Here is a 25,463-nt window from a genome sequence, read left to right as displayed (position 1 = left end):
CCGCCACAAGATGAACAAAATTTCACATTGCACCCGACGGCAAAGGCGATAGGGTGGCGGGAAAGTTTCAATTCCAACCGGAAGTGCCTCGCATGCGTATCCTCAAGCTTCTTGCCGTGACCACCGCCCTGGCCGTCGTCACCGCCGCCCCGGCTTTTGCCGTCGACAACAGCCTCGCCGCCGAACGCACCCAACGGCCGCTGCACGGTCTGGAGGCGTTTCTCGCTCAGGATGCCGGCGGGACTGACCTGACCGCGGCGCCGCGCTTCGGCGCCTGGGGTGTCGACCTGGAAGGCATGGATACCTCGGTCAAGCCCGGCGACAGCTTCTTCCGTTACGCCAATGGCAAGGCGCTGGACTCTATGGAAATCCCGGCCGACAAGACGTCGTACGGCGTCGCCTACAAGCTGCTGGACCTGGCAGAAGCGCGGTCCCAGGCGATCATCGAAGGCCTGGCGACGCGCGGCGACCTGAGCGGCGACGAGGCCAAGATCGCCGCCATGTACAAGTCGATGCTGGATACCCAGGCCGTGGAAGCCCGTGACGCAGCCCCCCTGGCGCCGCTGCTGGCCTCGATCCGCGGCGTGAAGACCCGGTCGGACATGGCCGCCTGGATGGGCCGCAGCGCCGGCACCTTCGGTTCGTCCTTCTTCGGCGCCTATGTCGCCGCCGACGAAAAGAACCCCAACGTCAATGTCGTCAATATGGGCCAGTCGGGCTTGGGCCTGCCCGACCGCGACTACTACCTGAAGGACAACTTCGCCGACAAGAAGGCCAAGTACGAGATCTATGTCGCCGACATGCTGCGCCTGGTCGGCTATCCCGACGCGACCCAGGCGGCGAAGGACATCGTCGCCATGGAGACGAAGATCGCCGAAGTGTCGTGGACGCGCACCGAACGCCGCGACTCGACGAAGATGTACAACCCCTTCACCCGCGCCGAACTGGCCAAATATGCGCCGGGCTTCGACTGGGCGGCCTATTTCAAGGGCGCGCAGCTGGACACCGCGTCCAAGGTGGTGGTCGGTGAAAACACCGCCTTCCCGAAGATCGCCCAGGTCTTTGCCGACACGCCGCTGGAAACCCTGAAAGCGTGGGAAACCTTCCGCACCATCGACCAGGCGGCGCCCTACCTGTCGGAGCGTTTCGTCCGCACCGCCTGGACCTTCCGGTCCAAGGAACTGGGCGGCCAGCAGCAGCAGCGTCCGCGCTGGAAGCGGGCCATTTCGGCCGTCGAAGGCTCGCTGGGCATGGCCCTGGGCCGCGCCTATGTGGCGGAATATTTCCCGCCGGAGTCCAAGGCCAAGATGGAGGCCCTGGTCAACGACCTGCTGGCCGCCATGAAGGTCCGCATCGGCAACCTGACCTGGATGTCGCCGGACACCAAGGCCAAGGCTTTGGAAAAGCTCTCCAAGTTCGGCGTTAAGATCGGCTATCCCGACAAGTGGCGCGACTATTCCGGCCTGACCATCGACGCCGGCGACCTGTACGGCAATATGGCGCGCTCCAGCGCCTTCGACTGGGCCTTCCAGGTGTCGAAGGTCGACAAGCCGGTCGATCCGCTGGAATGGGGCATGCTGCCGCAGGAGGTCAATGCCTACTACTCGCCGACCTATAACGAGATCGTCTTCCCGGCCGCCATCCTGCAGCCCCCCTTCTTCGATCCGAATGCCGATCCGGCGGTCAATTACGGCGCCATCGGCGGAGTCATCGGCCACGAAATCAGCCACGGCTTCGACGACCAGGGCCGCAACTATGACGGCGACGGCGTACTGACCGACTGGTGGACCGCCGAGGACGCCGCCAAGTTCACCGAGCAGGCAACCAAGCTGGGCGCCCAGTACGATGCCTATGAGCCGGTGCCGGACCATAAGGTCCAGGGCGGGCTGACCATGGGTGAAAACCTGGCCGACCTGGCCGGGCTGCTGATCGCACTGGATGCCTACCATATCTCGCTGAAGGGCGCGGAGGCACCGGTTCTGGACGGGTTTACGGGCGACCAGCGCTTCTTCCTGGCGGCCGGCCAGGTGTGGCGTTCCAAGCGCCGCGACGCGACCATGATCCAGCTTCTGTCGGTCGATCCGCACTCGCCGGCGGAGTTCCGCTCCATCGGTCCGTCGCGCAATATCGACGCCTGGTATGAAGCCTTCAAGGTGGTGGACGGCAAGTATTACCTGAAGCCGGAAGACCGCGTCCGCATCTGGTAGCAGGCAGGGTCGCGGACCCTGCACCCGGAAACCTGACAGTGCCGGTCGGTGCGGAACCCCGCGTCGGCCGGTTCTTATTGTGTGGGAAGAGGATTGCATGTTAGGCTCAAGACATGCAGGGGGAGCTAATCATGAAGATCCGTTCGGCCGTATTGGCCCTGGTTGTTGCGATGACAGCTGCGTCGGAGGCTTCGGCGTTCGATCCGCCGCCGGACGCCAGGATTTACACACGGGCGGATTTTCCGGCCGACGCGCCTCAGGCCGCGCCTTACCTGGATAACGGAACGCAGACAGGTGCGGCGACCGTCAGTTGCCTCATCGCGGACGACCGGCGCTACAGCCAGTGTTACATAGTTGAAGAAACGCCCGCGGGTGCGGGCTTTGCCGAAGCGGCGATGAAAACGCTCCTGACCCAGGGCCGTTGGGGCGGCTTGCCCGGATTGTGGCGGGAACAGAGCTTCGAATACAGGCCGCCCAATCCCGAGCTGAAATACTATACCCTGGCGGACTTTCCAAACCTGCCCGAGACTCTGGATACAACGAACCTTTATCCGCCAAAGGCCCGGACGGAGGAAATCGAAGGTACGGTTACCATCGACTGTCGTGTAGGGGAAAACGGCCGCTACGAACGGTGCGCCGTCCTGTCCGAAGCCCCTAAAGATTATGGCTTCGGTGAAGCGACGGCAGCCTGGTTCCTGTCGGGTATGCGCACCACGCAACCTCGCGGTGCTGTGCAGAAGATGACCATGAAGTGGGCGTTTTGACGTGTCGTCGCGTCGGCTGAAAAGAGGTTCGCCCATGAAGCTGCCTGTCGCCCTCCTGGTGATGGGGTTGTCCGGCCTGGTATCCGCCGGCGCAGCCGAGACCTTACCGCCGCTGCCCGCCGACGTGCGCTTTTATACTGTGGCCGATTTTCCCGACCTGACCGAGAGTGCGACCTATAACGACCTGATGCCGGAACGGGCGCGAGAGGATGAGGTCGAAGGGATGGCCACCGTCGAATGCGTCGTCGGTGAGAACGCGCGCTATTCCGCCTGTGCGATCGTCAGTGAAAACCCAAGAGGCTATGGTTTCGGCGAAGCCTCCGTCGCTTACCAACTGTTCACCCAGAAGGCCTATGGTGAGCCCGGCCGCGTCGGCCGCTCCACGGTCAAGTGGTCGCCTTAGACAGGCGCTCCGGTCTTACCGGCACGCCGCCCGGGTCAGCCAGGCGATTTCGTCGCTCAGCTTCTGCACCGGCACGGCGATCAGGCGCTCTTCCAGGCCGATCGAGATAATGCCGTGCACCGCAGCGAACAGGGTCCGCGCCCGGATCGTCAAACCCCGCGCGTCTAGGTCGGGCATGATGACGCTCAACGGCTCGGCGATATGTCGAAACAGGCGTAACTGGTCCTGAGCCGCCCATTCCGGCAGGGGCGAATCCAGCCGCAGCTCGAAAATCATCCGCCACAGCGGCAGGTTCCTGCGCGCAAAGTCGAGATAGGTGTGCGCAACCGCCACCAGCCGTTCGATCGCCTCCTCGCGCGTCGCCAGGGGTAGATGGCCGGTGCGTTCGGTCGCTGCCTCACCCAGGCGTTTCAGGGTCTTGGACGATACCAGCAGCAGCAGGGCGTCCATGTCGGCGACGATGTTGTAAAGCCCGCCCAGCGCAATGCCGATATCGGCGGCCAGGTCGCGCGCCTTCAGGCTTTGCAGGCCCGAGTCGCAGATGCGTTTTTCGGCGGCGGCCATCAGCGCTTCGAGCTGGGCCTGGCGCTTGGACAGGGTGGTGGGGGTTACGGTCGAAAGTGTGGCGGTTTTGGGGGCCATGATCGTGGGCTCTTCTGTGTAATTTTTTTTGAACGACGTTCATTTTTTCTATTGAACGCAGTTCAAATTATGCTACAAGACAATTGTGAACGACGTTCATATCACCAAAAGCCCCGGTGATGAAGCGGTTTGTTCACACCCCCGGGGGGATCTGGGGGGGATTTCTAAAAACCAGGAGGGGTGAAGGTGGCCACGTAAGCCTTCATCCCTCCAATCTTCACACCTTCCGCAGGAGGCGGAGCCATGAAGCGTCTGATTCTGATCGTTGTGTCCGTGCTGGCCTGCGTTGCGTCCTATCAGGCCATGGCTCACGGCATCGAAGCCAACCCGCAGCTGAAGCAAAACGCCGACAAGCTGACGGCCGACCTGGCCAATCTGTTGAACTACAAGCCGACCGACGGCGCGTCGGACGCGGGCCGTATCCGCCGCGATATGGATCCGGTTTAAAGGCAGATAGTCGGCAAAATTCTCCACCCCAGGTCGCCTATCGGATTCACACATCTCAGTGGCCGTGCCCTCCGAGTTGGCGTCTGATGACGAACCCTGAAAAAAGCCAGAAATATAAATAACTTATCCCTCCCCGTTATACGGGGAGGTGGATCATTTGCTGTAAGCAAATAAGACAGTGGGGGATTTGGCCCTCCGGTGCTTCCGTCATCTACGCCTATATTCTGCAAGGCTTGGCGCCAAGAAATCCCCCCTCCGACTGCGCGCTAACGCTTGCAGCCACCTCCCCCGTATAACGGGGGAGTATAAAAAATAAGGCATTCTACGCGTGGTGAGATGTGAGATCCGAAAGCCCCGCCACAAGTGGAGAAGAGGAGTTGGGTCCTCTCCGGTTTTCTCACCCCTGCTTCTGCTGCGCCATCAACAGGCCGCCGACGCCGGCCAGGCCCGACAGCACGCTGATCACAAACGCCGCCAGCAGGCCCCCGCCCCAGGGCGAGTCCAGCAATAACTCAAGCCCGTCCGGCCGGCTGGCCAGCCAGCAGAACAGGGCAAAGGTCACAACGGTCACGGCCAGACCGCCAAAGGTGGCGGCCAGGCTGACCACGGTCCACAACCGTTTCACAGGTCCTCAACAGGCTCTCCGGGCGCCACCGTCCTAGGCGGGACGGTCTGTTGGGGGAATCACCAGATTTTTACACGATCCTCGGGTTTGACATAGTAGGTATCGTCCGCCTTGACCTTGAACAGGTCGTACCAGGCGTCGACATTGCGCACCGGCCCGATGGCGCGGAACATGTCCGGCGAGTGCGGGTCGGAGGCCACGATGAATTTGATCAGGTCGGGCTGGTACTTGGTCTGCCACGCCTGGGCGAAGCCCAGGAACACCCGCTGTTCGCCGGTAAAGCCGTCCAGGACCGGCGACGGCTGGCCCTTCAACGACAGCTTGTAGGCGTCCAGGCCCAGCAGGATGCCGCCCAGGTCGGCGATGTTTTCGCCCATGGTCAGCCCGCCCTGAATATGGATGCCCGGCAGGGGCTCATAGGCGTCGTACTGGGCGCCCAGCATCTTGGCCTCGGCGTCGAACTTGGCCGAATCCTCGGCCGTCCACCAGTCGGTCAGCACGCCCTCGGCGTCGTAGTGGCGGCCCTGGTCGTCGAAGCCGTGGGTGATTTCGTGGCCGATCACGCCGCCGATGGCGCCGTAATTGACGGCCGGATCGGCCTGCGGATCGAAGAAGGGCGGCTGCAGGATAGCCGCCGGGAAGACGATCTCGTTCTTGGTCGGCGAATAGTAGGCGTTGACGTCCTGGGGGTTCATTTCCCACACGCCCGGATCGATCTTGTTATCGATGCGGGCGAGCTGGTAATCCCATTCGAACGCCGACGACCGTTCGATATTGCCGTACAGGTCGTCGGGCTTGACCTCCAGAGCCGCGTAGGAGCGCCATTCGTCGGGATAGCCGATCTTGACGCCGAAGGTGCTGAGCTTCTCCAGCGCCTTGGCCTTGGTCGGGGCGCTCATCCAGGTCAGGTTTTCGATGCGGATCTTCATGGCGCCCAGCAGGTCGTTGACCAGGCCCTCCATCTTGGCCTTGGAGTCGGCCGGGAAGTAGTCGGCGACATAGGCCTTGCCCAGGGCCTCGCCCATGCGCTCACCGGTGATCGAGATGGCGCGCTTCCACAGCGGCCGCTGTTCCAGGACGCCGTACAGCTCGCCGGAACGGAAGTCGAAGCGGCGGGAATAGAAGCGGTCCGACAGGTAGGCGGCGGCCTGGTCGGCGGCGCGGAAGGTTTCCCAGGCCTTCAGGGTTTCCAGCGGCGTATCGGCGTAGATCCTGGCGATCTTCGGCACGGCGGTGTTCTGGCCGACCACCACCTTTTGCGCCTTGTCGACGCCGGCGGCCTTGAAGAAGCCATCCCAGGCAAAGCCCGGGGCGTAGGCGTTCAGGTCTTTCAGCGCCATCGGGTTGTAGGTCTTGGTGTCGTCGCGGCTCTCGATCGCGGTCCAATGGACCTTGGCGATCTCGGTTTCCAGGGCGACGATATCGGCGGCCGCCTTTTCGGCGTTCGGATAGGCCACCATGCGCAGCAGGTCGGTGATGTAGCTCTGGTAGGCCGCCTTCTTGTCGGCATAGGTGTCCGACAGATAATAGTCGCGGTCCGGCAGACCCAGTCCGCTCTGGGTCATCTGCAGGGCATAGTAGCCGGGTTTTTTGGCGTCGTCATAGACGAAGACATTGAAGAAGGACGAGCCGAAGCCCTTGGAGGTCCACCCCATATAGGCGGCCATCTCGGCCTTGGTCTTGATGCCGGCGATCTGGCGCAGTTGCGGCGCGAACGGCGCCACGTCCCGCTGGTTCTTCAGGTCCCGGTTCATGGCGCTGCGGTACATGTCGGCGATCTTCAGGTCTTCGCCCGTCACGTCGGTGCGGCCCGCCAGACCGGTGATCAGGGCGTTCAGTTGCACTTCGGACAGGTCGTACAGGATGTTGAAGCTGCCGTAGCTGGGCTGGTCGCCCGGAATCTGCATGTTCTTGAGCGCGGTGCCGTTGGCATATTCGAAGAAGCTGTCACCCGGCTCAACCGCGGTGTCCATGCCGTCGATCGCGAAGCCCCAGGTGCCGTAGCGCTTGGCTTGCGGCGGAGTGGCAGGCTCGGCGGCGCCGGGCATGGGATCGGCCACCAGGCGGTGGGAGATTTCGGAGGTTGGCGGCGAGATTTCCGCCAGGGCCGGCAGGGCGGTCAGCGGCAGAGCGAGGATCATCGCCGAGGCGAGCAGGCGGGTACGAAGTGTGCGCATATTGGGTCTTTCGGAATAGGCGCACTCAGGGTCCCCGGCGCCAGGATAACAGCCGGTGACGACATTGATACAAATCCAACCAATTGTATCATGAAATTTTCTTAATGCGTTGAAGCAGCGGTTTTTGGGAAAGATTTGACCACGCCACCAAATTTGACACCACAGTCAAAATTGGCCGCATTTAGGCGCAAAAAAAAGCTCGCCGAGGGGGATACCGCGCGGCGAGCTTTCTGTTTTGTTTTAAGCGAGCGTTTCCTCCCCGAAACGCCGGAACTGACTTCTCTCTACGGGAGAAGTTCCGTTCTCTTGAGACGGCAATAACCAGATTTTTGCCTACCATGTCAACTGCGATTTATCACATCGTGTCAAAATTATTTTGACCCTACGGCAAGTTGGTAACAAGCTCAACAAAATCGGTCAAAAATCGCTCACAAATTGACAGCGGTGTCAGTCGTTTTTCACGATGGATTTCAAATGGTTGATAGCCTCCGCGCGAGGCAGGGTCACCTGCCCTGGACGGCCTTCGCGCCAAGCCTTGTTGTCACTAATTTGCAACGCCAGATCCCGGCCCAAATCGAGATCTTTTATGGTAACGGTACCATTATTCAGCTCGTCTCCGCCGATCATCACCGCCGCCGGCGACAGCCGCCGGTCGGCGTACTTCATCTGGGCCTTCATGCCCGACCGGCCGAGATAAACCTCGGCCGCCATGCCCGCCGCGCGGATCTCGGCAGCCAACTGGAAATAGGCGCCCATGTCCGATTCGGAGAAGTTGATGATGACGATCGGACCGCGCGCGGCATTGGCCTTTTCACCTTCGACCAGGCGCAGGGCCGCGGCCAGACGCGAAACGCCGAAGGAGAAGCCGGTCGCCGGCACGCGCTCGCCGGTGAAGCGCGCCACCAGGTCGTCGTAGCGGCCGCCGCCGCCGACGCTGCCGAAGCGGACCATCTCGCCCTTTTCGTCGCGGGTTTCCAGCAGCAGTTCGGCTTCGAACACGGCGCCGGTGTAATATTCCAGCCCGCGCACGATCGACGGTTCGAACACCGCCGCTTCGTCCGAGACCCCAAGCGCCGTCAGCGCCGTGTCGATGCGCGTCAGGTCTTCGAGGCCCGCCTGGCCTTCCGGCGAGTTGGCCAGGACGTTACCCAGGCGCTGCAGCACCAGCGAACGCGCCGCGCCGCCTTCCGCTGCCATGACGAAGTCCAGCACCGGGCGGATAGCCGAATCGGCCAGGCCCGCGCCCTTGGTAAAGTCGCCGCTGTCGTCCTTGCGGCCCTTGCCCAGCAACAGTTCGACGCCGGGAATGCCTAAGCGGTCCAGCTTGTCGATGGCGCGCAACACGGCCATTTGCTGATCGGCGCCGGCGACGCCGAGACTGGTCAGCAGGCCGTTGAGCAGTTTTCGGTTATTGATGCGCAGCAGGGCCGGCACGCCGGCGGCCTTGAAGCCGGCCACGGCCAGGGCGATGATTTCGGCATCGGCCTCGGGCCGGTCGGTGCCGACGGTATCGGCGTCGCACTGGATGAATTCGCGCAGGCGGCCAGGGCCGGGTTTCTCATTGCGATAGACCGGGCCGAAGGCATAGCGGCGGAACGGCTTGGGCAGGCCGTCCCAGTTTTGAGCGGCGAAGCGGGCCAGGGGCGCGGTCAAGTCGTAGCGCAGGGCCATCCACTGGTCGTCATCGTCCTGCAGGGCGAACACCCCGACATTGGGGCGATCCGAATCGGGCAGGAACTTACCCAGCGCATCGGCATATTCGAAGGCCGGCGTCTGCAGCGCTTCGAAACCGAAGTCTTCATAGACCTTCGTCACCGTCTCGACGAGACGGCGTTCGAGCGCGATCTGGCTGGCGCGTTTGTCGGCGAAACCACGCGGCGAGCGCGCTTCGGGGCGGAATTCTGATGTTGGTTCGGGAGCTTGATCGGTCATGCCTGCGCCTTAGCCCATACCGCCTTAAAGAACAAGGTAAGGCCGCAGGTTCGCCGTAGGGGCAGCGCATCGCAGGCGCCGCAAACGGTTCGCCTTAAAGGGGAATTTGTCGGAGCATCGGTATTTTGACACCGGCGTCAAAAATTTTCGTTAACCGCTGTTAAATGTGGCGGAAAGGTGGTATAAATAAAGCTTCCCTAAAGGAGGGCAAAACTATGAGCAAGCGTTCCCATGCAATGGAAAGTGCACAGCGTTTTGTAATTGCCACACTTGGCGCCATGGCTCTCATCGGAGCTGTCGCCTGGGCATTTATGGCTTTTGACAACGGCGGTTGCAGCGGCGGCATCGAGTGCCGGACCGAAGCGCAACGCGCGGCTGGCAAGTACTGACGGCCTGATTTCCGCCAGACAGCGGCCGTCCTGGACGGCCAACATCGCTTTTCCGATCCCGCATCCATTGCCGGGACATGGGAAGCTGCGTGTTAACGCTTTCTTGGCTGGATATTTGCATCATGCGTTCCAATCATCGTGGAGGAGCGCATAATGAAACGTGCCATGTTCCTGGCGGCGCTGCTCGGTCTTACGGCTGTCGCAGTGCCTTCATGTGCCAGTTCACCGGATACGCCGGTGGCCAGCGCGATTTCGCGTGAGCCTTTCTATGCCGGTCTGGTAAACCGGGCTGAGCAGTTGAAGGCGCAAACCGACGGGTTTGCGCCGGCCTTGGCCGTGCGCGACCGGCCGGGTTTTGATGTCTATGTCCGTGATATCCGCGCCCTGGCCGAGGACGACATGAAGGCGCACCTGGACCTGAAGGTGCGCGGCACCGACAGCGACCTGAAGTGCATCCTGAAGGGCGTGTCCCTGGACTTGAACATCAAGATGGACGCCATCCTGGCGGCGAACACCGATCGTGACGCCGCCAAGGCTTATCAGGACATGTCGTTGCTACTGAGCGACAATATCGACGTCATCACCACCCCGGCCACGGCCGAGTCCGGCCTCGACTGCGTGATCGAGTTCGGCCCAGCGACCTGATTATTTCGCCGACTTCAGCAGCTTGACGATGTCGCCCTGGTCCAGCATCTGCGGCAGGACCTTCGGTTCGGCCTTGTCAGGTCCGTAATAGACGTAGAGCGGCACGCCGGAACGGCCGAACAGGCTGAGATAGCGCGAAATCGCCGGATCCTGGTTGGTCCAGTCGCCAACCATATAGGTCGTCCCGGTCGCCTTGAAGGCGTCGGCAACCTCAGGCGTATACAGCACCCGCACCTCATTGACCTTGCAGGTGACGCACCAGGCGGCGGTCATGTCGACCAGGACCGGCTTGCCTTCCGCGCGCAGGGCGCTGAGCTGGTTCATATCGAAGGCGACGTGATCGATCGGCGCCGCGGCCGTCGATTTGGTCGCCGGCGGCAGGCCTTGTGTCGCCGCAAAGGCCGTGACCACCACCGCCGTCACCACCATGGCGATCCGGGCCAGGGACGGCAGTTTCGCAACCGCCAAACCGACCGCGATCAGCACCACCGCCGCGATCAGCAGACCCAGGCCCAGGCCGGTGACCTGCTGGGCGAACACCCAGATCAGCCACAGGGCGGCGCCGTACATCAGCACCGACAGGCCGCGTTGCAGCCAGCTCATCCACGGGCCGGGCTTCGGCAGGGCGCGGGCCACGGCCGGCACCGAAATGATCAGGAAGGTCAGGGCGACGAACGGCAGGGCAAAGCCCAGGCCCAGGGCCAGGAAGATGGTCACCGCGCTCAGTCCGCCCTGGGTCAGGGCGACGCCGATCGCCGGCCCCATGAAGGGCGCGGTGCAGGGCGCGGCCACCACGACCGCCAGGACACCGGTCAGGAAGGCCGACAGGATGGGACGGTTCTGATCGAGCTGGACATTGCCGCCCAGACGTTGCAGCGAGGCACCGACGGAGAAAACGCCAGACATGTTGAGCGCCACCAGCAGCATGACCACAGCCAGGGCCGCCGTGACATAGGGCGACTGGAGCTGGAAGCCCCAGCCGACCTGGGCGCCAAACGACCGCGCCAGCACGATCACGCCGGCCAGGGCCAGGAAGCTGAGGATCACCCCGCCGCCATAGGCCAGGGCTTCGGTGCGGGCCAGTTTCTGATCGTGGCCGGCGCGCGACAGGGCCAGCAACTTCATCGACAGGACCGGGAAGACGCAGGGCATAAGGTTGAGGATCATCCCACCGACCAGGGCGCCGAGTGCCGCCAGCAGGATACCACCCGCCGAGGTGTCGGCGCCGCTGGCACCGGCGCTACCCAGGCCATGAACGCCGGGTGCCAGGGGGGCGCGGGTCAGGCTGACCTCATAGGCCTCGCCGTTCCTGAATTTCAACACCCCCTTGATGTCGCCTTCGGGGAGCGGCCCCTGGGCCGCGGTGCGGATCGAAAAGCCGTCGGGACCGCTATCGACGGTCTGTGGCGCCGCCGCCTTGACCACCCGGTCATGGGCGACAAAGAGATAGGCGCCCTGAGGCGACGGCAGGTCCTTGCCGGCAAACCCGAACTCAGCGATGCCATCATCGGTCACGGCGACCGTGCCGGTAAAGGGCGCAGGTTTCGGCAGAGCCTTCGCGGCCTTGGCAAGGGTCTTGGCGTCAGCCCCCGGCGCGATCGCACCGACCGTCAGGCGCAGCGACACCTCCAAGCTTTCCGGAATACAGATCTTTTCGCAAACCAGGAAGTCGACCCTGGCTTTCAGCGGCAGGGCCTCGCCGGCGCCGAGTTTTGAGCGGTTGTGCAGCGGCAGAAGCAGGACGGTGCGGTCCTGGTAGCCGTAGCTCATCAGGCCGAAGGTCGGGATGGTTTCGGGCGTCGGGAACTGCGGCGCTTCGACGGTGACGTCGTCGGGCAGGCTCCAGGTGAATTTCGGCGGCAGGCCGGTATCGCCGGCATTGATCCAGTAGGTATGCCAGCCGGGCGCGGTCTTGTAGTCCAGCGCCAGCATAACATCGCCGCCCTGCGGCACGCTGGACGAGACGGCGATCAGCTTGGCCTCGATATGGGCGGACTTGCCTTCGGCAGCATGGGCCTGGGCGGTAACCAGACCCAGGAAAAGCACGATGGATGTAACCAGACGAACCAGAAAAGACACGTAAAACGACCCCTGCCGAGAGAACCCGGTTAGTCTATACGATCCATGCCGTCATTTGGTGACAAAAAATCTGCGGCAGTTTCAAAGGAATTTTTCCGGCACCTATTCAGCCGGCTTAAACATACTAATTTTCACCACGGACCACACGGACCACACGGACTTCCGAATAAAACTGCCGCCGCGCAGCGGCTTTAGATAACTTTAGACTGCCGCTGTGCGGGGGGGAGTTTGTACACCCCGAAGTCTGTGTGGTCCGTGTGGTCCGTGGTAAAAAACTACAAGTCCACGTTCAGCTTGCGCGCCAGGCTCAGGATTTCGTTACGCAAGGAGCCGTTCGACGAGCCCATCATCTTGGTGATGGCCCTGCCCGCGGCATCGCGGTCACACGACAAAATCATCCGCTTGACCTGGCCCATGCCGGCGGGCGGCATGCTCAGCCGGTTGAAGCCCAGAGCCACCAGCACGAACGCCTCCAGAGGCCGGCCGGCGATCTCGCCGCACACCGATACCGGCGTGCCCGACTCTTCCGCCGCCTTCTGGATGCTGGCCAGGGCCCGCAACATCGGCGGCGACAGCGGATCGTAGCGGTCGTTCATCCGCGGATTGGTGCGGTCGGCAGCAAACAGATACTGGGTCAGATCATTGGTGCCGACCGACGCAAAATCGACCAGCGGCAACAGCGCATCCAGGTGCCACAGCAGCGACGGGCATTCGATCATCGCGCCGACGCGCAGCAGCGACGGCAGGGGCCGGCCGCGCCGGCGCGCCCAGCTGCATTCGATATCGACCATGTCGCGCGCCTGGCGGAATTCGTCGATCGAGGCCACCATCGGGAACATGACCCGCAACTCGCGTCCGCGCGCCGCCGTCAGCAGCGCCCGGATCTGCATGCGCAAAAGCGCCGGCCGGTCCAGCCCCATGCGGATGGCGCGCCAGCCCAGCGCCGGGTTCTCCTCGCGCTCCATCTCCATATAGGGCAGGATCTTGTCGCCACCCAGGTCCAGGGTGCGGAAGGTCACCGGCCGGTCGCCGGCGCCATCCATGATGCGCTCATACAGCTCGGTCTGGCGCTTCAGCCGCGGCAGATCCTCCGACACCATGAACTGGAACTCGGTGCGGAACAGGCCGATACCCTCGGCGCCCGTCTCGTTCATGATCTCGATGTCGAATTCCAGGCCGGCATTCATCAGCAGGGTGATGCGCTGGCCGTCCTTGGTGACCGCCGCCGTGTCCTTGATCTTGACGAACTCGGCGCGGCGCTGAGCGCGGACATCCATCCGCGCCATGGCGGCATCGATGATGTCGGGCCGCGGCCGCAGATAGGCTTCACCGGTTTCGCCGTCGACAATGACGGCGTCGCCCTGGCTGACCCGGTCGCGCAGGTTTTGCAGCCGGCCGACGCAGGGAATCTGCAGCGCACGGGCAACGATCGCCGCGTGGTTCGACGACGAACCCTCCTCCAAGAGGATGCCCTTCAGCTTGGTGCGGTCGTATTCCAGCAGGTCGGCGGGACCCAGGTCACGCGCCACCAGGATGGAATTGTCCGGGATCAGCCGCTGGGCCGTGTTCTTGCCGGCCAGGACGCGCAACAGGCGGTTGGCCAGGTCTTCCATGTCGTGCAGGCGTTCGCGCAAGTACGTGTCGCGGGCATTGTTCAGGCGGGCGCGCTGTTCGTTACGGACCCGTTCGACCGCGGCTTCAGCGGTCAGGCCCGACTTCACAGCCTCGGTCAGGGCGCGCACCCAGTTCCGGTCGTGCGCGAACATGCGGTAGGTTTCCAGCACGTCGAAGGTCGGGCCGGCCAGGCCGTGCTGGCCTTCGAACATCTGGTCGATCTGGTCGCGCAGGGCGTCGATGGCGGTCAGCAGCCGCAGTTCTTCGGCCGTGGCGTCCTCACTCAGCAGGTGTTCCGGCGTCACCGGCACTTCGTGCAGCACCACCACGCCCAGGGAGATACCGTCGGCGAAGACGCTGCCCTTGAGACGTTCCGGCCGCGTCGGGGCCAGTTCGATGTCCTTGAGTTCCTCGATCCCGACCAGGTCGCCCGCGGTGACGATTTCGGCCAGCACCATGGCGATGATCTGAAGATCCTCGACCTCTTCTTCTTCGTAACGCCGCGCCGCCATGTTCTGGACGACCAGAACGCCGATGGTGCGGCCGCCGCGCAGCAGCGGCACGCCCAGGAAGGATTTGTAGGGATCTTCGCCGGTTTCCGGCCGGTACGAGAAGCTGGGGTGCGACAGCGCATCCATCAGGTTCAGCGGCGCGCCGGCGCGGGCGACCTCACCGACCAGGCCTTCGCTGAGCCGCATCCGCGTCTTGTGCACGGCCTCGGCCTTCAGGCCCTGGGTGGCGAACAGTTCCAGTTCTTCCGAAGTGCGACGCAGATAGATCGAGCAGACCTCGGCGACCATCGAATTGGCGATAATGCGCACCACCATGTCGAGGCGCGACTGGGCCGACTGGCCCTCTTCCATGGTCTCGCGGATCTGGCGCAACAGGCCGCGCTGGCCGGGCGCAGCCAGCTTCGATTGTCCCTTGATCCCGGGCCTGGTGGTCACGCTCGTCACGCCTTCCCCATATACGCCATAAAGCCAAAGACTGTGCGGCGGATTTCGTCTGCTGTCTAGCCGTGCGGGGCTACCCGCCGCAAGTCACGGAACCGTGTATAATCACAATGACTTAACATCCGGATACAATTGAGTGCTCAAGCGCCGCAGGGCTCGCGCAAACGTGCGCGGCGGGCAGTCGCCCGCTAAAGAGTAAGAAAGCGCCCCTTTGCTCGAATTCAGGCCGCCATGTCCAGCAGGGCGGCCGACAGCTCGATCAGGTCGCTGGCCTCGAACGGCTTGCGAATCTGGGCGTCGGCGCCGATGCGGCGGGTCGCGTTCAAAGCGTCATTGTCCGAGACCTGTTCGTCCAGCCCGGCGGACATGGAGATAAGCTGCACCTTCGGCCAGGTCGTCTTGATCGTGCGCATACCCTTGAAGCCACCCATGCCCGGCATGAACACATCGCACAGCACCAGGTCGACATGGGCGATGTCGACATTCGAGAAGGCCTCTTCCATCGAGTCCGCACAGGACACACGATAGCCGGCGGCGTCATAGGCACGTTGGGCGATGGTGCGGATGGTCGAGCTGTCGTCGATAACCAGGACGTGGCGGCGCTTCTTGCCCGTCGCGACGTCGGGGGTGACCGAGGTAAAAACATCGCGCAGCATGGCTTCGTTGAACGGCTTTTTCAGGACATAGTCGGCGCCGGTCTTGCGCGCACTTTTCAGCGTTTCCTCGATGGCCTCGCGGCTGGAGCCCGCCGTCATCAGCATCATGGGAATATGCGGCGCCAGGGTGCGGAAGCGATCGACGTGCAACAGCGTGTTGTGGGCGCCGACAAAGACGTCCAGCAGCATGGCCTGGACCGATATCTGGCTGAGGGTTTCGGTCGCGTCGCGCAGGGTTTCGCAATGCACCGCCGACCAGCCCAAGCGGGACAGCATGGCGATGATGATATTCGCCTGTGTCTTGCTGTCTTCCAGGATTAACGCGGTCTTGTCCATAACGCTTACCTTTACGTTAGGGCAAACCTGACTCACAAACATTTGCAAACGCTTAAGCGTTCATGAAAATATGGAGTAAATCTTTGGATTTCCTCATCTATACTACCGTTACGCGAAATTTCAGGCCATTTTACGCACCCTGCCGTCGACCCTGCCCGCAGGGCTTCGTCGACGGCTGGTGTTAAGGAAAAACGGTCTGGCACCTTCGTCGGCGGTACCGGAACACGATGTGGTCTATGCCGCCCGCAACTGGCTCACAAAGTCTTCAACCGCACTCTGCAAATCATCGGCCTGGCTCGACAGGTCGTGTGACAAAGACATGAGTTGGGTCGATGCCGCGCCCGTCATTTCCGCTGCGCGTCCCACCCCGAAGATATTCTCAGTGACTTGGCCCGCACTGTCGGCGGCGTGGCTGGTGTTGGTGGCGATCTCGCTGGTCGCAGCCCCCTGCTGCTCGACAGCGGCGGAGATAGCCGCCGAGATCGCGCGAACATGGTCCACCCTGCTCACAATGCCGTCAATCGCGTCAACGGCGCTGTGGGTCGCCTGCTGAATTTCGGCGACCTGGCGGCTAATGTCGTCAGTCGCCCGCGCCGTTTGCGTGGCGAGCTGTTTGACTTCCGAAGCGACAACAGCAAAGCCCTTGCCGGCATCACCTGCGCGGGCGGCCTCGATGGTTGCGTTAAGCGCGAGAAGGTTGGTCTGTGAAGCGATGTCGTTGATGAGGTTGACGACGTTGCCGATCCGAAGTGCCGCATCTGACAGGGCGCGAATGTCACTCTGGGTGCGCGTGGATTCCGACACAGCTGATTGCGTTGCGCCGTTCGCGGCTTGCACCTGCCCTCCGATTTCGCGGACAGACACACTCATTTCCTCGGTTGCCGCGGCGACGGTGTGCACATTGGCAGACGCCTCTTCCGCGGCACCGGCCACGACCTGAGCCTGACGCGCCGTCTCCTCCGCCGAAGCGGCCAGGTTCTGCGCGGCTGAAGAGACTTCCCCGGAGGAACGAACAAAGGCCTGAGCCAGGCGCATCATTCTGGTCTGGAAATCAGAGACGATTTTCCGCTCTCGCTCGGCGCGTACCAGGTCGGCCGCCTTGGCCGTTTCCGCGGCCGCCCGCAGGGTCACCCCTTCGGCCAGGCCCGCACGGAAGGTTTCAAGCGTGTTGGCCATAGTCCCCAGTTCGTCTTTGCGCGTCATGCCGGGAACCTGCTGAGCGAGATCCCCCTTGTCCATGGCCTGCATGACCCGGGTCAAGGCTTGCATGGGGCGCGTAATGCCCGATTGGGTCAGAAAGATCGCGGCCGCTCCGGAGAGAAGCATACTGCCGATAGCGATGATAATCAGAGAGGTCACCGCGCCACGCGCAGCCGCCTCAGCCTTATCGGCCTCCGCATTGAGGTCCTGCGTTACCTGATCGCCAAAGGCACGAAGATCCGTCGAGAGTTGATCCAATGCCGGGTCGCATTGCGAAAGCATCAGGGACATCCCCGTAACATTATCGTTCGCTGCCATGGCGGCCTCCGCTTCACCGCACGCCTTGGCCGTCACCTGATCAAACCGCGCCAGAAACTCGGATATCTTCTCTGAATGTTCAGGCAGACCCTTGCGGGTAATCTCCATTTGCTCCTTGTAAGCCGTCTTGGCGCCATCGATACTGGCCTGCGCCGCAGAATTGTCGGTGTCGGAACTCACGACGGCGAACTTATAAAGTCCGCCTCTGAGAATTTCCGCCTGACGATTGGCCCGGGCCTGAGCCAGCACAGCGGTTTCCGAATTATCGATAATGTCGGAATAGATGGCCGATTGTTTGTTCAGATTGAACCCGGCGATTGCCGAGATTACGACCGTCGCCGCCGCCATGACCGACAGCAACGACAACACCTTAGCTTGAATTGGCAGATTATTAAACATTTGGCACCCGATTTCGCCAGAACTCTTCACAATCGATTGAATCGCCGCTTCCAGCGACGCAATCAGCTCAACGCTTGGCGTAATTCGGACAACAAATTGTTAAGGTCGCACGCGATGCGGCAACTTTTGCGAGCAAGCTTTGGTCAACCAGAGTATCGTCGTTTCGAATGCTTAATTCGTCAGGCGCCGATCTTGTCCAGGCCATACGCCGCGTGAAGGGCGCGGACAGCCAGTTCGGTATCGGCTTCGTCGATCAGCACCGAGATCTTGATTTCCGAGGTCGAGATGACCTGGATGTTGATGCCCTTTTCCGACAGCGCCTGGAACATGGTCTGAGCGACACCGGTGTGCGAACGCATGCCGACGCCGACGATCGACACCTTCGACACGGTCTCGTCGACGCGCAGGTCCTCGAAACCGATGTCGCAAAACTTCCCCAATAGGAAGCCCAATTCAGGTCAGTGCGCATCAATTCCCTCCATCCGTGCCGAACGTCCTTGGTTTTGCATGGCTGAGCAACAAAAAAGAGCGGGCCTTGCGACCCGCTCTTTCCGTTGTTCAGATAGGTGCCTGAGGGCTGGATCAGAAATCCATACCGCCCATGCCGCCCATGCCGCCGCCGCCCATTTGGGGCTGCGAACCGGAGTCCTTCTTCGGGGCTTCCGCCACGGCCGCTTCGGTGGTGATCAGGATGCCCGCGACCGAAGCCGCGTCCTGCAGAGCCGTACGCACAACCTTGGCCGGGTCGATGACGCCATCGGCAACCAGGTCGACATACTTTTCGGTCTGGGCATTGAAGCCGAAGTTGGCGTCAGCGCTGGCCAGAACCTTGTTCACGACGACCGAACCTTCGACGCCCGAGTTTTCGGCGATCTGACGCAGCGGCGCCTGGATAGCCTTACGGACGATGGCGATGCCGGCGTTCTGATCGGCATTGGTGCCTTTCAGGTTGATGAGGGCCTTCGAAGCCTTCAGCAGTGCGGTGCCGCCGCCCGGAACGATGCCTTCTTCCACGGCCGCGCGGGTCGCGTTCAGGGCGTCGTCGACGCGGTCCTTCTTTTCCTTCACTTCGATTTCGGTCGAGCCGCCGACGCGGATGACCGCAACGCCGCCGGCCAGCTTGGCCAGACGTTCCTGCAGCTTTTCCTTGTCGTAGTCCGAAGTGGTTTCTTCGATCTGCTTCTTGATCTGCGAGATGCGGGCTTCGATCTCGGACTTTTCACCGATGCCATCGACGATGGTGGTGTTTTCCTTGGTGATCGTGACCTTCTTGGCGCGGCCCAGCATGTCGAGACCAACGGTTTCGAGCTTGATGCCCAGATCTTCGCTGATGACCTGGCCGGCGGTCAGCACGGCGATGTCTTCCAGCATGGCCTTGCGGCGGTCACCGAAGCCCGGCGCCTTGACGGCGGCGACGCGCAGGCCGCCACGCAGGCGGTTGACGACCAGGGTGGCCAGGGCTTCGCCTTCGACGTCCTCGGCGATGATCAGGAGCGGACGGCCCGACTGGACCACGGCTTCCAGGATCGGCAGCATGGGCTGCAGCGACGAAATCTTCTTGTCGAAAACCAGGATGTACGGGTCTTCGAGGACCGCTTCCATCTTGTCCGGGTTGGTGATGAAGTAGGGCGACAGGTAGCCGCGGTCGAACTGCATGCCTTCGACGACGTCCAGCTCGGTTTCGGCGGTCTTGGCTTCTTCGACGGTGATGACACCTTCGTTGCCGACCTTTTCCATGGCCTTGGCGATCATTTGACCGACTTCGGCATCGCCGTTAGCCGAAATGGTGCCGACCTGGGCGATTTCTTCGTTGCTGGTGACCTTCTTGGACGACAGCTTGATCTGCTCGACGACGACGGCGACAGCCTTGTCGATGCCGCGCTTCAGGTCCATCGGGTTCATGCCGGCGGCAACCGACTTGAGGCCTTCCTGGACGATGGCCTGGGCCAGAACCGTCGCGGTGGTGGTGCCGTCACCGGCCTTGTCATTGGTCTTGGACGCGACTTCGCGGATCATCTGCGCGCCCATGTTTTCGTACTTGTCTTCAAGTTCGATTTCTTTGGCGACGGAGACGCCGTCCTTGGTCGAGCGCGGGGCGCCGAAGGACTTTTCGAGGACGACGTTGCGGCCCTTGGGGCCCAGGGTGACCTTCACCGCGTTGGCGAGAATGTTGACGCCGCGCAGCATCTTGTCGCGCGCGTCGGAACCGAAATAAACGAGTTTGGCAGCCATTATGGATGTTCCTTTTGGTTGCTTGGATTACGATTTAGCGTACGAGGACGCCGAGAATGTCGGATTCTTTCAGGATCAGCAGGTCGTCACCGTCGATCTTGACTTCGGTGCCGCCCCACTTGCCGAACAGGACGCGGTCGCCGGCCTTGACGTCGAGCGCGACTTGCTCGCCCTTTTCATTGCGGGCGCCGGGGCCGACGGAGACGACTTCGCCTTCCTGCGGCTTTTCCTTGGCGGTGTCCGGGATGATGATGCCGCCCTTGGTCTTGGCTTCTTCTTCGACGCGCTTGACCAGGACTCGGTCGCCTAACGGGCGAAAGCTCATGGATATCTCTCCAGATTATAATGGCGATGTGCCTGTTAGCACTCAGCACACGCGAGTGCTAACGACAGCTGGCAGATAGTGGCCGCGCCATAGTGAGTCAAGGGCAGGCCTTGCAAAATTTTTGCTGCCCCTGCGGCGAAGGCGCGCATGAATTCTTTATTTGCGATGCGCTATAGTGGGGCATATTTCCACCGAGGGAGACCCGTCATGCTGTCCGACAAGGCCCAGGCCGCCGCCGCCAAGATCACGTCGCTGAACGAAGGCGATTTGAAATCTTTGTCTGAATCGATCCGTCATGAGGTCGAACACGCCACCCATGTTCTGGCTGAACGTGCCAAGGAAGCCGAGATCAAGGTGCGTGAGTTCGCCGAGAATCCCGACTTCGACAAGCTGGGCCGCGACGCGCGCCGCACGGTCGAAGAGCATCCGGTCCCGACGGCCCTGGTGGCCCTTGGCGTTGGCTTTGCGCTGGGCCTGCTGATCGCGGGCACGTCGCGGCGCTGACCAGGTTCCGCTCTGCCGGTAGAATCTAACGGCGGAACACACGAAAAGACGCGGAATTCCGGTTTTGAAACCTGCCGCGCGAAGCGCCTTCATGTCTGAAAATGAAGAAGCTTTGCACTTGCGGTTCATCCCCCTGAATTCCGTGTTTTCAGTGTCGCCGCACAGCGGCTTCCGTGTGGTCCGTGTTGCCCTTCTTCGCTTCAGAAAGCTCGGTGCCAGCCGGCCTGCCGCTGGCATTGAAGAGGAACACGGAAAACACCGAAGCGCCGCCAAGGCGGCGTACACTGAAGACACGGAATTTAGGGTCTCAACTCGGTGGGCGGCTAACTTGAACGTGTTAGAATGAAGGCGCTTCGCGCGCGAGCAGTGCCCCCCATCGTTTGATTCTACGGGCTGTGGGGATTCAGGCGCAAATCCGCCACGACGGGAAAGTGATCCGAGATCACCTTGCCGCCGAACGAATCCGTCAAAACGCCATAACGCGTCACCGTCATACTGCGTGGCACGAAGATATGATCGATGGCTTCGCCCTGCGTTGCCGTTACGTCAAAGCCGTTGAACGTCCCCGGCGGGCCGAAGTCGACCGCCGCCGCTTTGCGCGCATCCTTCAGACCCAATGCGTCGCCGCTTAAGACCTGATACGGCGCGCTGTCGGGACCGGAATTCATATCCCCCAGCACCACCACCACAGCACCCGGTTCCGCCGCGATCCCGGCGACCTGCTTCGCACAGTTTTCCCGCGCCACCGCGCCTTCGTTGTCGAGATGGGTGTTGCGCACATCCAGCACCTGGCCGCTCAGACGATCGCGCAGCACCACGCGGGTGATGGTCCGCGGCCAGGCGGCGTCCCAGCCCTTGCCCGGCCGGTCGGGCGTCTCCGAACACCATTGGTTCGACTTTGATACCGCCTCGAACCGGTCGCGGCGCCAGAATACTGTCGTGGTCTCGCCATTAACGCCATCGTCGCGGCCCAGGCCGTAGTGGTCATAGCCCGGCCACTGCGCCGCCAGATACGCGACCTGGACCGGCTGGGCCTCCTGGACGCCCAGGATACCGGGATCTGTAAAGGCCACCTGCCTGGCCAGGGCTTCGCGGCGCTCGCCCCAGTTCGGCCGGTCGCTGTCATTGGCATAGCGGATATTGTAACTCATCACGCGCAGGGTTTGCGGCGCCACTTGCGGCAATGACGCGCAGGCCGCCAGGCAGGTCAGGGGCAGAAGGGCGAATATTTTCATGCCGCCCTTATAGGCCGTTGCGGCCGGACTGTCGCTCTTGAATTGGGCCGCGGCCGTCCCGATGTCCGGTCCATGAACATACTTCTGAGCCTTGTGGCGATTCTTGTGGCCGGCATTCTGGCCGGTGTGGTGGGGCGCCTGTGGGGCCGGTCGATACGCCGGGGCGTCGGATTTGCATCGGTGATGCTGGGCTTTGGGATGGTGCTCGATCCGCCGGCGCACAAGGGCGTCGAAGCCGCCGACCGTGAACGCAAGCGCGAGTCTGGCAAGGACGAGGACATCTAATCCTCGCCCTTCGTCAGGTCACCCTGATCCGCGTCATATTCCATGATATCGCCGGGCTGGCAGTCCAGCAACAGGCACAGCTTCGACAGGGTATCGAAGCGCATGCCCTTGACCTTGCCTGTGCGCAGCAGGGACATCTGGGTTTCGCTGATGCCGACCTGGGCGGCCAGGTCCTTGGCGCGGATCTTGCGCCGCGCCAGCATGACATCGAGGGTTACGCGGACGGGCATCTAGACGAACTGTTCCAGTTCCGCTTTCAGCGCCTGGCCCTGCCGGGCCAGCAGATACAGCACGATCCCGACCAGCCCGATCGTTACGCTCTCGATTTCGGGATTGTAGCGCACGCCGCGGAAGTGCTCGCTCAACATGGGGTAGAGGGTCGGGATAATGACGATGGCCAGAACGGCGCCGTACACCAGACAACTGCCGGTTTCGCGTAAGCCCTTGACCATGGCCGGCCCGAAGGCGTCGCCGCGGCCGATACGGCCGAAGACGTTGGACGCCGCCCATACGGCGCAGAGGTAAAAGCCCTGCGGCAACAGGGTCAGCCAGAACAGCGAGACGACCTTCATATTGGCCCAGGTGTCACCGGCGGTAAAATCAAGCGTCCCCAGCTCACCCGATTTTTCGGAGATGAAGGCGAGGGCCAACACGACGACCACGATCTTGATGACGATCGACAGGGCGGGAAGAGGAATGGGCAGTTTCGACACGACAAGCCTCCAGATAAAAGTTCAATTTCTTTATCCACAGAGCATATAAATTTAAATCAGACTTAAAGTCAAACTACCTTTATCCTCCACCGCGAGCGGGGGAGGTGGCGAGCAAACGAGCCCTTCTATTGGGCGAAGTGCGTCGAGACGGAGGGGGAGCCGGGAGCTCGGAACGCTATCAGGCCGCCAGCCGCTTCTCATTGACCAGATGCAGCAACTCCGCCGCGGCACGGGCATCATCCAAGGCCCGATGATGGTTCTCCAGCCGGATGCCATACTCCTTTGTCAACGGCCCTAACCCATACGAGCCATGGCCGGGATAATATTTTCGCATCCCGGCGCAGGTACATAGCTTCGGCGCATGGAATCGCCGCTCCAGCCGGCGATACTCCGACGCGATGAAACTGTGGTCGAACCCGACATTGTGCGCCACGAACACCGCGCCACTCAGAAACGCCGCCAGATCATCGGCGATCTCAACGAACTTCGGCGCCCCGGCCACCATCTCATTGGTGATGCCCGTCAGCTGCGTAATATAGCCCGGAATCCGCCGCTCCGGATTGATCAGCGACGACCATTCGGCGATGATTTTCCCGCCCTGGACCTTGACGGCGGCGATCTCGGTCACCCGGTCATTGCCGGCCCGGCCGCCGGTGGTTTCGACATCGACGACGACATAGGTGGTGTCGGGATCGGTGCGATAGGCGACCTTCAGGATCGAAGCGTCGAACCCGGCCTCCTGCAGCAACTTCAACCGCGCCAACTGGCGCCGCCGGACCTGGTCGCCCTCGGCCTTGATCTCGACGAAACGAATCTCGCTGTCCCGCGTCAGCATCAGGTCCGGAAAGCCATCACGCAGAGCATAGAAGTCCTTGCTCATCTCCGCCAAAATCCGCTGCAAAGCCTGAGGCGGCGCGGCGCGGACGAACTGCAGCATCCGGCCGCGCAACCCGGCATCCCAGTAAAACAACCCGTTGCCCGCGCCCTCGTGGCGGCGGAAGGTGCGCAGCACCAGATCCTCGACCCAGCCATCGGCCACGCCGGCCAGCTTATGCTCCACGGCTTGCGCAAACTTCACATGAAAGGTCCGGTCCTTCAGCGCCTGCGGCACGGCGTCGAAACCGCACGACAGCGCGCCCGGGCCTTCGAACAGCTCGTCCCAGAAGACCAACCCGAACAGGGCCGGCCACAGGCCGTTCTCGCTGTGATGACACGACCAGCCCTCGGCCTCGAAGTGATGCATGGCGGCGGCTTCCGGGAAGCCGCGATACAGCTCATCGACGGTGATTTCGCTCGCCCCCCGCAGCAGGTCGGTAAACACCGAGGTCCGCCGCTTGCCGAACTTGCGCGCCAGGAAGTCCTGGGCGAACAGGCAGGCCTCGTCGTGATCGGGCGCCTCCAGCATGGCTTCGAGACGACCACGAACGTCATCATGATCGCCCCGCGCATACAGCAACCGGACACTGCGTTCCTGACTGTCGAAGGCGTTTGATAACCCGTAAAGCTCTAAAGCCCGCTCGCCATCGCCGCGCTTTTCATGATGCTGACCCAGTTGAAACAGCAGGTCGTTGCGCAGCCCCTGGCTGAACTCGGTCGGCGCCGGCGGCAAGGCGTCAAGGTCGATGCGCTCCGGATGCTCGCCGTGCCGTAACCGGCGCAGGGCGTGGCTGTAGACAAAGCCGGCCCGGGCCTCGTCGATGGAATCGAACCGGGCGGTATAGGCTTCGCGCGCCTTGACCGAGACCATGCCCAGATCGCGCAAGGTAAAACTCAACAGATTGTCATTCAGCCGGCCGAAATAGAGATAGAGCAGAAAGCCCAGCGTCTCCTTGTGACAGGGGACGACCAGCCGCGACAGCCCGAACACGGCGTCCAACTCGTCGGGCTCCAGCGCTTCGACCAGCCACCCAACCAGCTCCGGCTTGGCCCACGACGCCTTGAAGCCCTCGACACCGCCCTGACGCGCCTGGGCGACCAGGTCGGTCTTGCTCAGCTCATTGAGGCAATGGCGAAAATCCTCCGCCTCGGCGGGACGTATAAACCCCGCCGCCTGCAACCGCTCCAGCCCGCCATCAACCCCGCCGATCTCGGCATAGCTCAGATCCGCCGCGGCAAAGGCCTGCTTCTTGCGATTGCACATCCGCACGAACAGGCACTGGGCGTCGTCATCCAGCGCCGCGAACTGTTCCAGGAACGCTTTCTCAGCGCCTCCCAAGACGTCGCCATACAGGCGGGCGACAAAGCCGGTCATTTCGACGAAATGATCGCGGTAATAGGTCGGCGGCAGGACAAGCGTACGAGACATGCGGCATTTGTTCTATCTTCGTTCCCGCCGCAAAGCAAGCCCGTGCGGTATCACAAGCCTGTTTGACCCTTCTTCTTC

The 25,463-nt window shown here is 62.3% G+C and carries 22 protein-coding genes and 1 pseudogene; 8 read left to right on the top strand and 15 right to left on the bottom strand.

The features are described 5' to 3' along the window. The first annotated feature begins 92 nt into the window (after nucleotides 1–92). From ABAC460_RS26865 to ABAC460_RS26855, 3 genes are all read left to right on the top strand, one after another. A complete protein-coding gene (locus ABAC460_RS26865; RefSeq protein WP_023451666.1) occupies nucleotides 93–2,207 on the top strand; it encodes a M13 family metallopeptidase in 2,115 nt (704 codons plus the stop codon). Nucleotides 2,208–2,338: 131 nt separating this feature from the next. Then, nucleotides 2,339–2,971: an energy transducer TonB gene (locus ABAC460_RS26860; protein WP_023451665.1), complete on the top strand. Its 633-nt coding sequence runs from the start codon at nucleotides 2,339–2,341 to the stop codon at nucleotides 2,969–2,971. A gap of 34 nt (nucleotides 2,972–3,005) precedes the next feature. Next, on the top strand, nucleotides 3,006–3,374 hold the full coding sequence (locus ABAC460_RS26855; protein ID WP_023451664.1) for a hypothetical protein: 369 nt from the start codon (nucleotides 3,006–3,008) through the stop codon (nucleotides 3,372–3,374). Nucleotides 3,375–3,389: 15 nt separating this feature from the next. On the opposite strand, the gene ABAC460_RS26850 is transcribed toward ABAC460_RS26855, so the two are convergent. After that, a complete protein-coding gene (locus ABAC460_RS26850) occupies nucleotides 3,390–4,016 on the bottom strand; it encodes a TetR/AcrR family transcriptional regulator (RefSeq protein WP_023451663.1) in 627 nt (208 codons plus the stop codon). Nucleotides 4,017–4,259: 243 nt separating this feature from the next. Between ABAC460_RS26850 and ABAC460_RS26845 the strand changes: the two genes are divergently transcribed. Beyond that, nucleotides 4,260–4,463 carry a hypothetical protein gene (locus ABAC460_RS26845; protein ID WP_023451662.1) on the top strand — a complete coding sequence of 68 codons (204 nt, stop codon included), beginning with the start codon at nucleotides 4,260–4,262 and terminating at the stop codon, nucleotides 4,461–4,463. A 397-nt stretch (nucleotides 4,464–4,860) separates the two neighbouring features. Here ABAC460_RS26845 and ABAC460_RS26840 read toward each other — a convergent pair whose 3' ends face one another. The 3 genes from ABAC460_RS26840 to hisS form a co-directional block, all read right to left on the bottom strand. Continuing rightward, nucleotides 4,861–5,088, bottom strand: a complete 228-nt coding sequence (locus ABAC460_RS26840; protein WP_155914548.1) for a hypothetical protein — start codon at nucleotides 5,086–5,088, stop codon at nucleotides 4,861–4,863. Nucleotides 5,089–5,147: 59 nt separating this feature from the next. Next, complete coding sequence (locus ABAC460_RS26835; protein WP_023451660.1) at nucleotides 5,148–7,265, bottom strand: M13 family metallopeptidase; 2,118 nt, start codon at nucleotides 7,263–7,265, stop codon at nucleotides 5,148–5,150. A 447-nt stretch (nucleotides 7,266–7,712) separates the two neighbouring features. After that, complete coding sequence (gene hisS, locus ABAC460_RS26830; protein ID WP_023451659.1) at nucleotides 7,713–9,197, bottom strand: histidine--tRNA ligase; 1,485 nt, start codon at nucleotides 9,195–9,197, stop codon at nucleotides 7,713–7,715. Nucleotides 9,198–9,412: 215 nt separating this feature from the next. On the opposite strand from hisS, the gene ABAC460_RS49495 reads away from it, so the two are divergent. Further along, nucleotides 9,413–9,586, top strand: coding sequence for a hypothetical protein (locus ABAC460_RS49495; RefSeq protein WP_023451658.1), 174 nt, complete (start codon nucleotides 9,413–9,415; stop codon nucleotides 9,584–9,586). Between the two features lie 153 nt (nucleotides 9,587–9,739). Continuing rightward, nucleotides 9,740–10,231 carry a hypothetical protein gene (locus tag ABAC460_RS26825; RefSeq protein ID WP_023451657.1) on the top strand — a complete coding sequence of 164 codons (492 nt, stop codon included), beginning with the start codon at nucleotides 9,740–9,742 and terminating at the stop codon, nucleotides 10,229–10,231. On the opposite strand, the gene ABAC460_RS26820 is transcribed toward ABAC460_RS26825, so the two are convergent. The 7 genes and pseudogenes from ABAC460_RS26820 to groES all read right to left on the bottom strand — a co-directional run bounded on the left by ABAC460_RS26820 (nucleotide 10,232) and on the right by groES (nucleotide 20,343). Then, nucleotides 10,232–12,310, bottom strand: a complete 2,079-nt coding sequence (locus ABAC460_RS26820; protein ID WP_023451656.1) for a protein-disulfide reductase DsbD family protein — start codon at nucleotides 12,308–12,310, stop codon at nucleotides 10,232–10,234. 275 nt (nucleotides 12,311–12,585) lie between these two features. Further along, on the bottom strand, nucleotides 12,586–14,787 hold the full coding sequence (ptsP, locus tag ABAC460_RS26815) for a phosphoenolpyruvate--protein phosphotransferase (RefSeq protein ID WP_235075747.1): 2,202 nt from the start codon (nucleotides 14,785–14,787) through the stop codon (nucleotides 12,586–12,588). 311 nt (nucleotides 14,788–15,098) lie between these two features. Further along, entirely contained in the window at nucleotides 15,099–15,869 is a 771-nt protein-coding gene (locus tag ABAC460_RS26810; protein WP_023451654.1) for a response regulator, read from the bottom strand. Between the two features lie 234 nt (nucleotides 15,870–16,103). Next, nucleotides 16,104–17,786, bottom strand: coding sequence for a methyl-accepting chemotaxis protein (locus tag ABAC460_RS26805; RefSeq protein ID WP_023451653.1), 1,683 nt, complete (start codon nucleotides 17,784–17,786; stop codon nucleotides 16,104–16,106). A gap of 179 nt (nucleotides 17,787–17,965) precedes the next feature. Further along, nucleotides 17,966–18,211 (bottom strand): annotated as a pseudogene (locus ABAC460_RS26800) (ACT domain-containing protein); the annotation flags it as partial. A gap of 157 nt (nucleotides 18,212–18,368) precedes the next feature. Then, nucleotides 18,369–20,018: a chaperonin GroEL gene (gene groL / locus ABAC460_RS26795; RefSeq protein ID WP_023451651.1), complete on the bottom strand. Its 1,650-nt coding sequence runs from the start codon at nucleotides 20,016–20,018 to the stop codon at nucleotides 18,369–18,371. Nucleotides 20,019–20,052: 34 nt separating this feature from the next. Then, nucleotides 20,053–20,343 (bottom strand): co-chaperone GroES, encoded by a 291-nt coding sequence (gene groES / locus ABAC460_RS26790; RefSeq protein WP_006271773.1) that lies wholly within the window; start codon nucleotides 20,341–20,343, stop codon nucleotides 20,053–20,055. A 207-nt stretch (nucleotides 20,344–20,550) separates the two neighbouring features. On the opposite strand from groES, the gene ABAC460_RS26785 reads away from it, so the two are divergent. After that, the gene (locus tag ABAC460_RS26785) at nucleotides 20,551–20,847 is read left to right on the top strand and encodes a DUF883 C-terminal domain-containing protein (protein WP_023451650.1); all 297 of its coding nucleotides are present in this window, start codon (nucleotides 20,551–20,553) and stop codon (nucleotides 20,845–20,847) included. A gap of 386 nt (nucleotides 20,848–21,233) precedes the next feature. Here ABAC460_RS26785 and ABAC460_RS26780 read toward each other — a convergent pair whose 3' ends face one another. Beyond that, nucleotides 21,234–22,082 (bottom strand): endonuclease/exonuclease/phosphatase family protein, encoded by an 849-nt coding sequence (locus ABAC460_RS26780; protein ID WP_023451649.1) that lies wholly within the window; start codon nucleotides 22,080–22,082, stop codon nucleotides 21,234–21,236. Nucleotides 22,083–22,154: 72 nt separating this feature from the next. On the opposite strand from ABAC460_RS26780, the gene ABAC460_RS26775 reads away from it, so the two are divergent. After that, entirely contained in the window at nucleotides 22,155–22,367 is a 213-nt protein-coding gene (locus tag ABAC460_RS26775; protein WP_155914547.1) for a hypothetical protein, read from the top strand. On the opposite strand, the gene ABAC460_RS26770 is transcribed toward ABAC460_RS26775, so the two are convergent. The 3 genes from ABAC460_RS26770 to ABAC460_RS26760 form a co-directional block, all read right to left on the bottom strand. Beyond that, nucleotides 22,364–22,597, bottom strand: a complete 234-nt coding sequence (locus ABAC460_RS26770; protein WP_023451647.1) for a helix-turn-helix domain-containing protein — start codon at nucleotides 22,595–22,597, stop codon at nucleotides 22,364–22,366. The two genes, ABAC460_RS26775 and ABAC460_RS26770, sit on opposite strands and share 4 nt — an antisense overlap. Continuing rightward, nucleotides 22,598–23,080, bottom strand: a complete 483-nt coding sequence (locus tag ABAC460_RS26765) for a DUF2975 domain-containing protein (protein WP_023451646.1) — start codon at nucleotides 23,078–23,080, stop codon at nucleotides 22,598–22,600. A 178-nt stretch (nucleotides 23,081–23,258) separates the two neighbouring features. After that, nucleotides 23,259–25,385 carry an exonuclease domain-containing protein gene (locus tag ABAC460_RS26760; RefSeq protein ID WP_023451645.1) on the bottom strand — a complete coding sequence of 709 codons (2,127 nt, stop codon included), beginning with the start codon at nucleotides 25,383–25,385 and terminating at the stop codon, nucleotides 23,259–23,261. Nucleotides 25,386–25,463 lie beyond the last annotated feature (78 nt).

Source organism: Asticcacaulis sp. AC460 (genome assembly GCF_000495795.1).
Classification (GTDB): domain Bacteria; phylum Pseudomonadota; class Alphaproteobacteria; order Caulobacterales; family Caulobacteraceae; genus Asticcacaulis.
This window is presented reverse-complemented; position numbering and strand designations above follow the sequence as displayed.

What these genes read in the sequence shown, in the direction of transcription:
- ABAC460_RS26860 (WP_023451665.1), top strand. Translation starts at nt 2,339, where the DNA reads ATGAAGATCCGTTCGGCCGTATTGGCCCTGGTTGTTGCGATGACAGCT.
- ABAC460_RS26850 (WP_023451663.1), bottom strand. Translation starts at nt 4,016, where the DNA reads ATGGCCCCCAAAACCGCCACACTTTCGACCGTAACCCCCACCACCCTG.
- ABAC460_RS26825 (WP_023451657.1), top strand. Translation starts at nt 9,740, where the DNA reads ATGAAACGTGCCATGTTCCTGGCGGCGCTGCTCGGTCTTACGGCTGTC.
- ABAC460_RS49495 (WP_023451658.1), top strand. Translation starts at nt 9,413, where the DNA reads ATGAGCAAGCGTTCCCATGCAATGGAAAGTGCACAGCGTTTTGTAATT.
- ABAC460_RS26855 (WP_023451664.1), top strand. Translation starts at nt 3,006, where the DNA reads ATGAAGCTGCCTGTCGCCCTCCTGGTGATGGGGTTGTCCGGCCTGGTA.
- ptsP (WP_235075747.1), bottom strand. Translation starts at nt 14,787, where the DNA reads ATGGAAGAGGGCCAGTCGGCCCAGTCGCGCCTCGACATGGTGGTGCGC.
- ABAC460_RS26785 (WP_023451650.1), top strand. Translation starts at nt 20,551, where the DNA reads ATGCTGTCCGACAAGGCCCAGGCCGCCGCCGCCAAGATCACGTCGCTG.
- ABAC460_RS26810 (WP_023451654.1), bottom strand. Translation starts at nt 15,869, where the DNA reads ATGGACAAGACCGCGTTAATCCTGGAAGACAGCAAGACACAGGCGAAT.
- ABAC460_RS26805 (WP_023451653.1), bottom strand. Translation starts at nt 17,786, where the DNA reads ATGTTTAATAATCTGCCAATTCAAGCTAAGGTGTTGTCGTTGCTGTCG.
- hisS (WP_023451659.1), bottom strand. Translation starts at nt 9,197, where the DNA reads ATGACCGATCAAGCTCCCGAACCAACATCAGAATTCCGCCCCGAAGCG.
- ABAC460_RS26865 (WP_023451666.1), top strand. Translation starts at nt 93, where the DNA reads ATGCGTATCCTCAAGCTTCTTGCCGTGACCACCGCCCTGGCCGTCGTC.
- ABAC460_RS26760 (WP_023451645.1), bottom strand. Translation starts at nt 25,385, where the DNA reads ATGTCTCGTACGCTTGTCCTGCCGCCGACCTATTACCGCGATCATTTC.
- ABAC460_RS26835 (WP_023451660.1), bottom strand. Translation starts at nt 7,265, where the DNA reads ATGCGCACACTTCGTACCCGCCTGCTCGCCTCGGCGATGATCCTCGCT.
- groES (WP_006271773.1), bottom strand. Translation starts at nt 20,343, where the DNA reads ATGAGCTTTCGCCCGTTAGGCGACCGAGTCCTGGTCAAGCGCGTCGAA.
- ABAC460_RS26770 (WP_023451647.1), bottom strand. Translation starts at nt 22,597, where the DNA reads ATGCCCGTCCGCGTAACCCTCGATGTCATGCTGGCGCGGCGCAAGATC.
- groL (WP_023451651.1), bottom strand. Translation starts at nt 20,018, where the DNA reads ATGGCTGCCAAACTCGTTTATTTCGGTTCCGACGCGCGCGACAAGATG.
- ABAC460_RS26845 (WP_023451662.1), top strand. Translation starts at nt 4,260, where the DNA reads ATGAAGCGTCTGATTCTGATCGTTGTGTCCGTGCTGGCCTGCGTTGCG.
- ABAC460_RS26775 (WP_155914547.1), top strand. Translation starts at nt 22,155, where the DNA reads ATGAACATACTTCTGAGCCTTGTGGCGATTCTTGTGGCCGGCATTCTG.
- ABAC460_RS26780 (WP_023451649.1), bottom strand. Translation starts at nt 22,082, where the DNA reads ATGAAAATATTCGCCCTTCTGCCCCTGACCTGCCTGGCGGCCTGCGCG.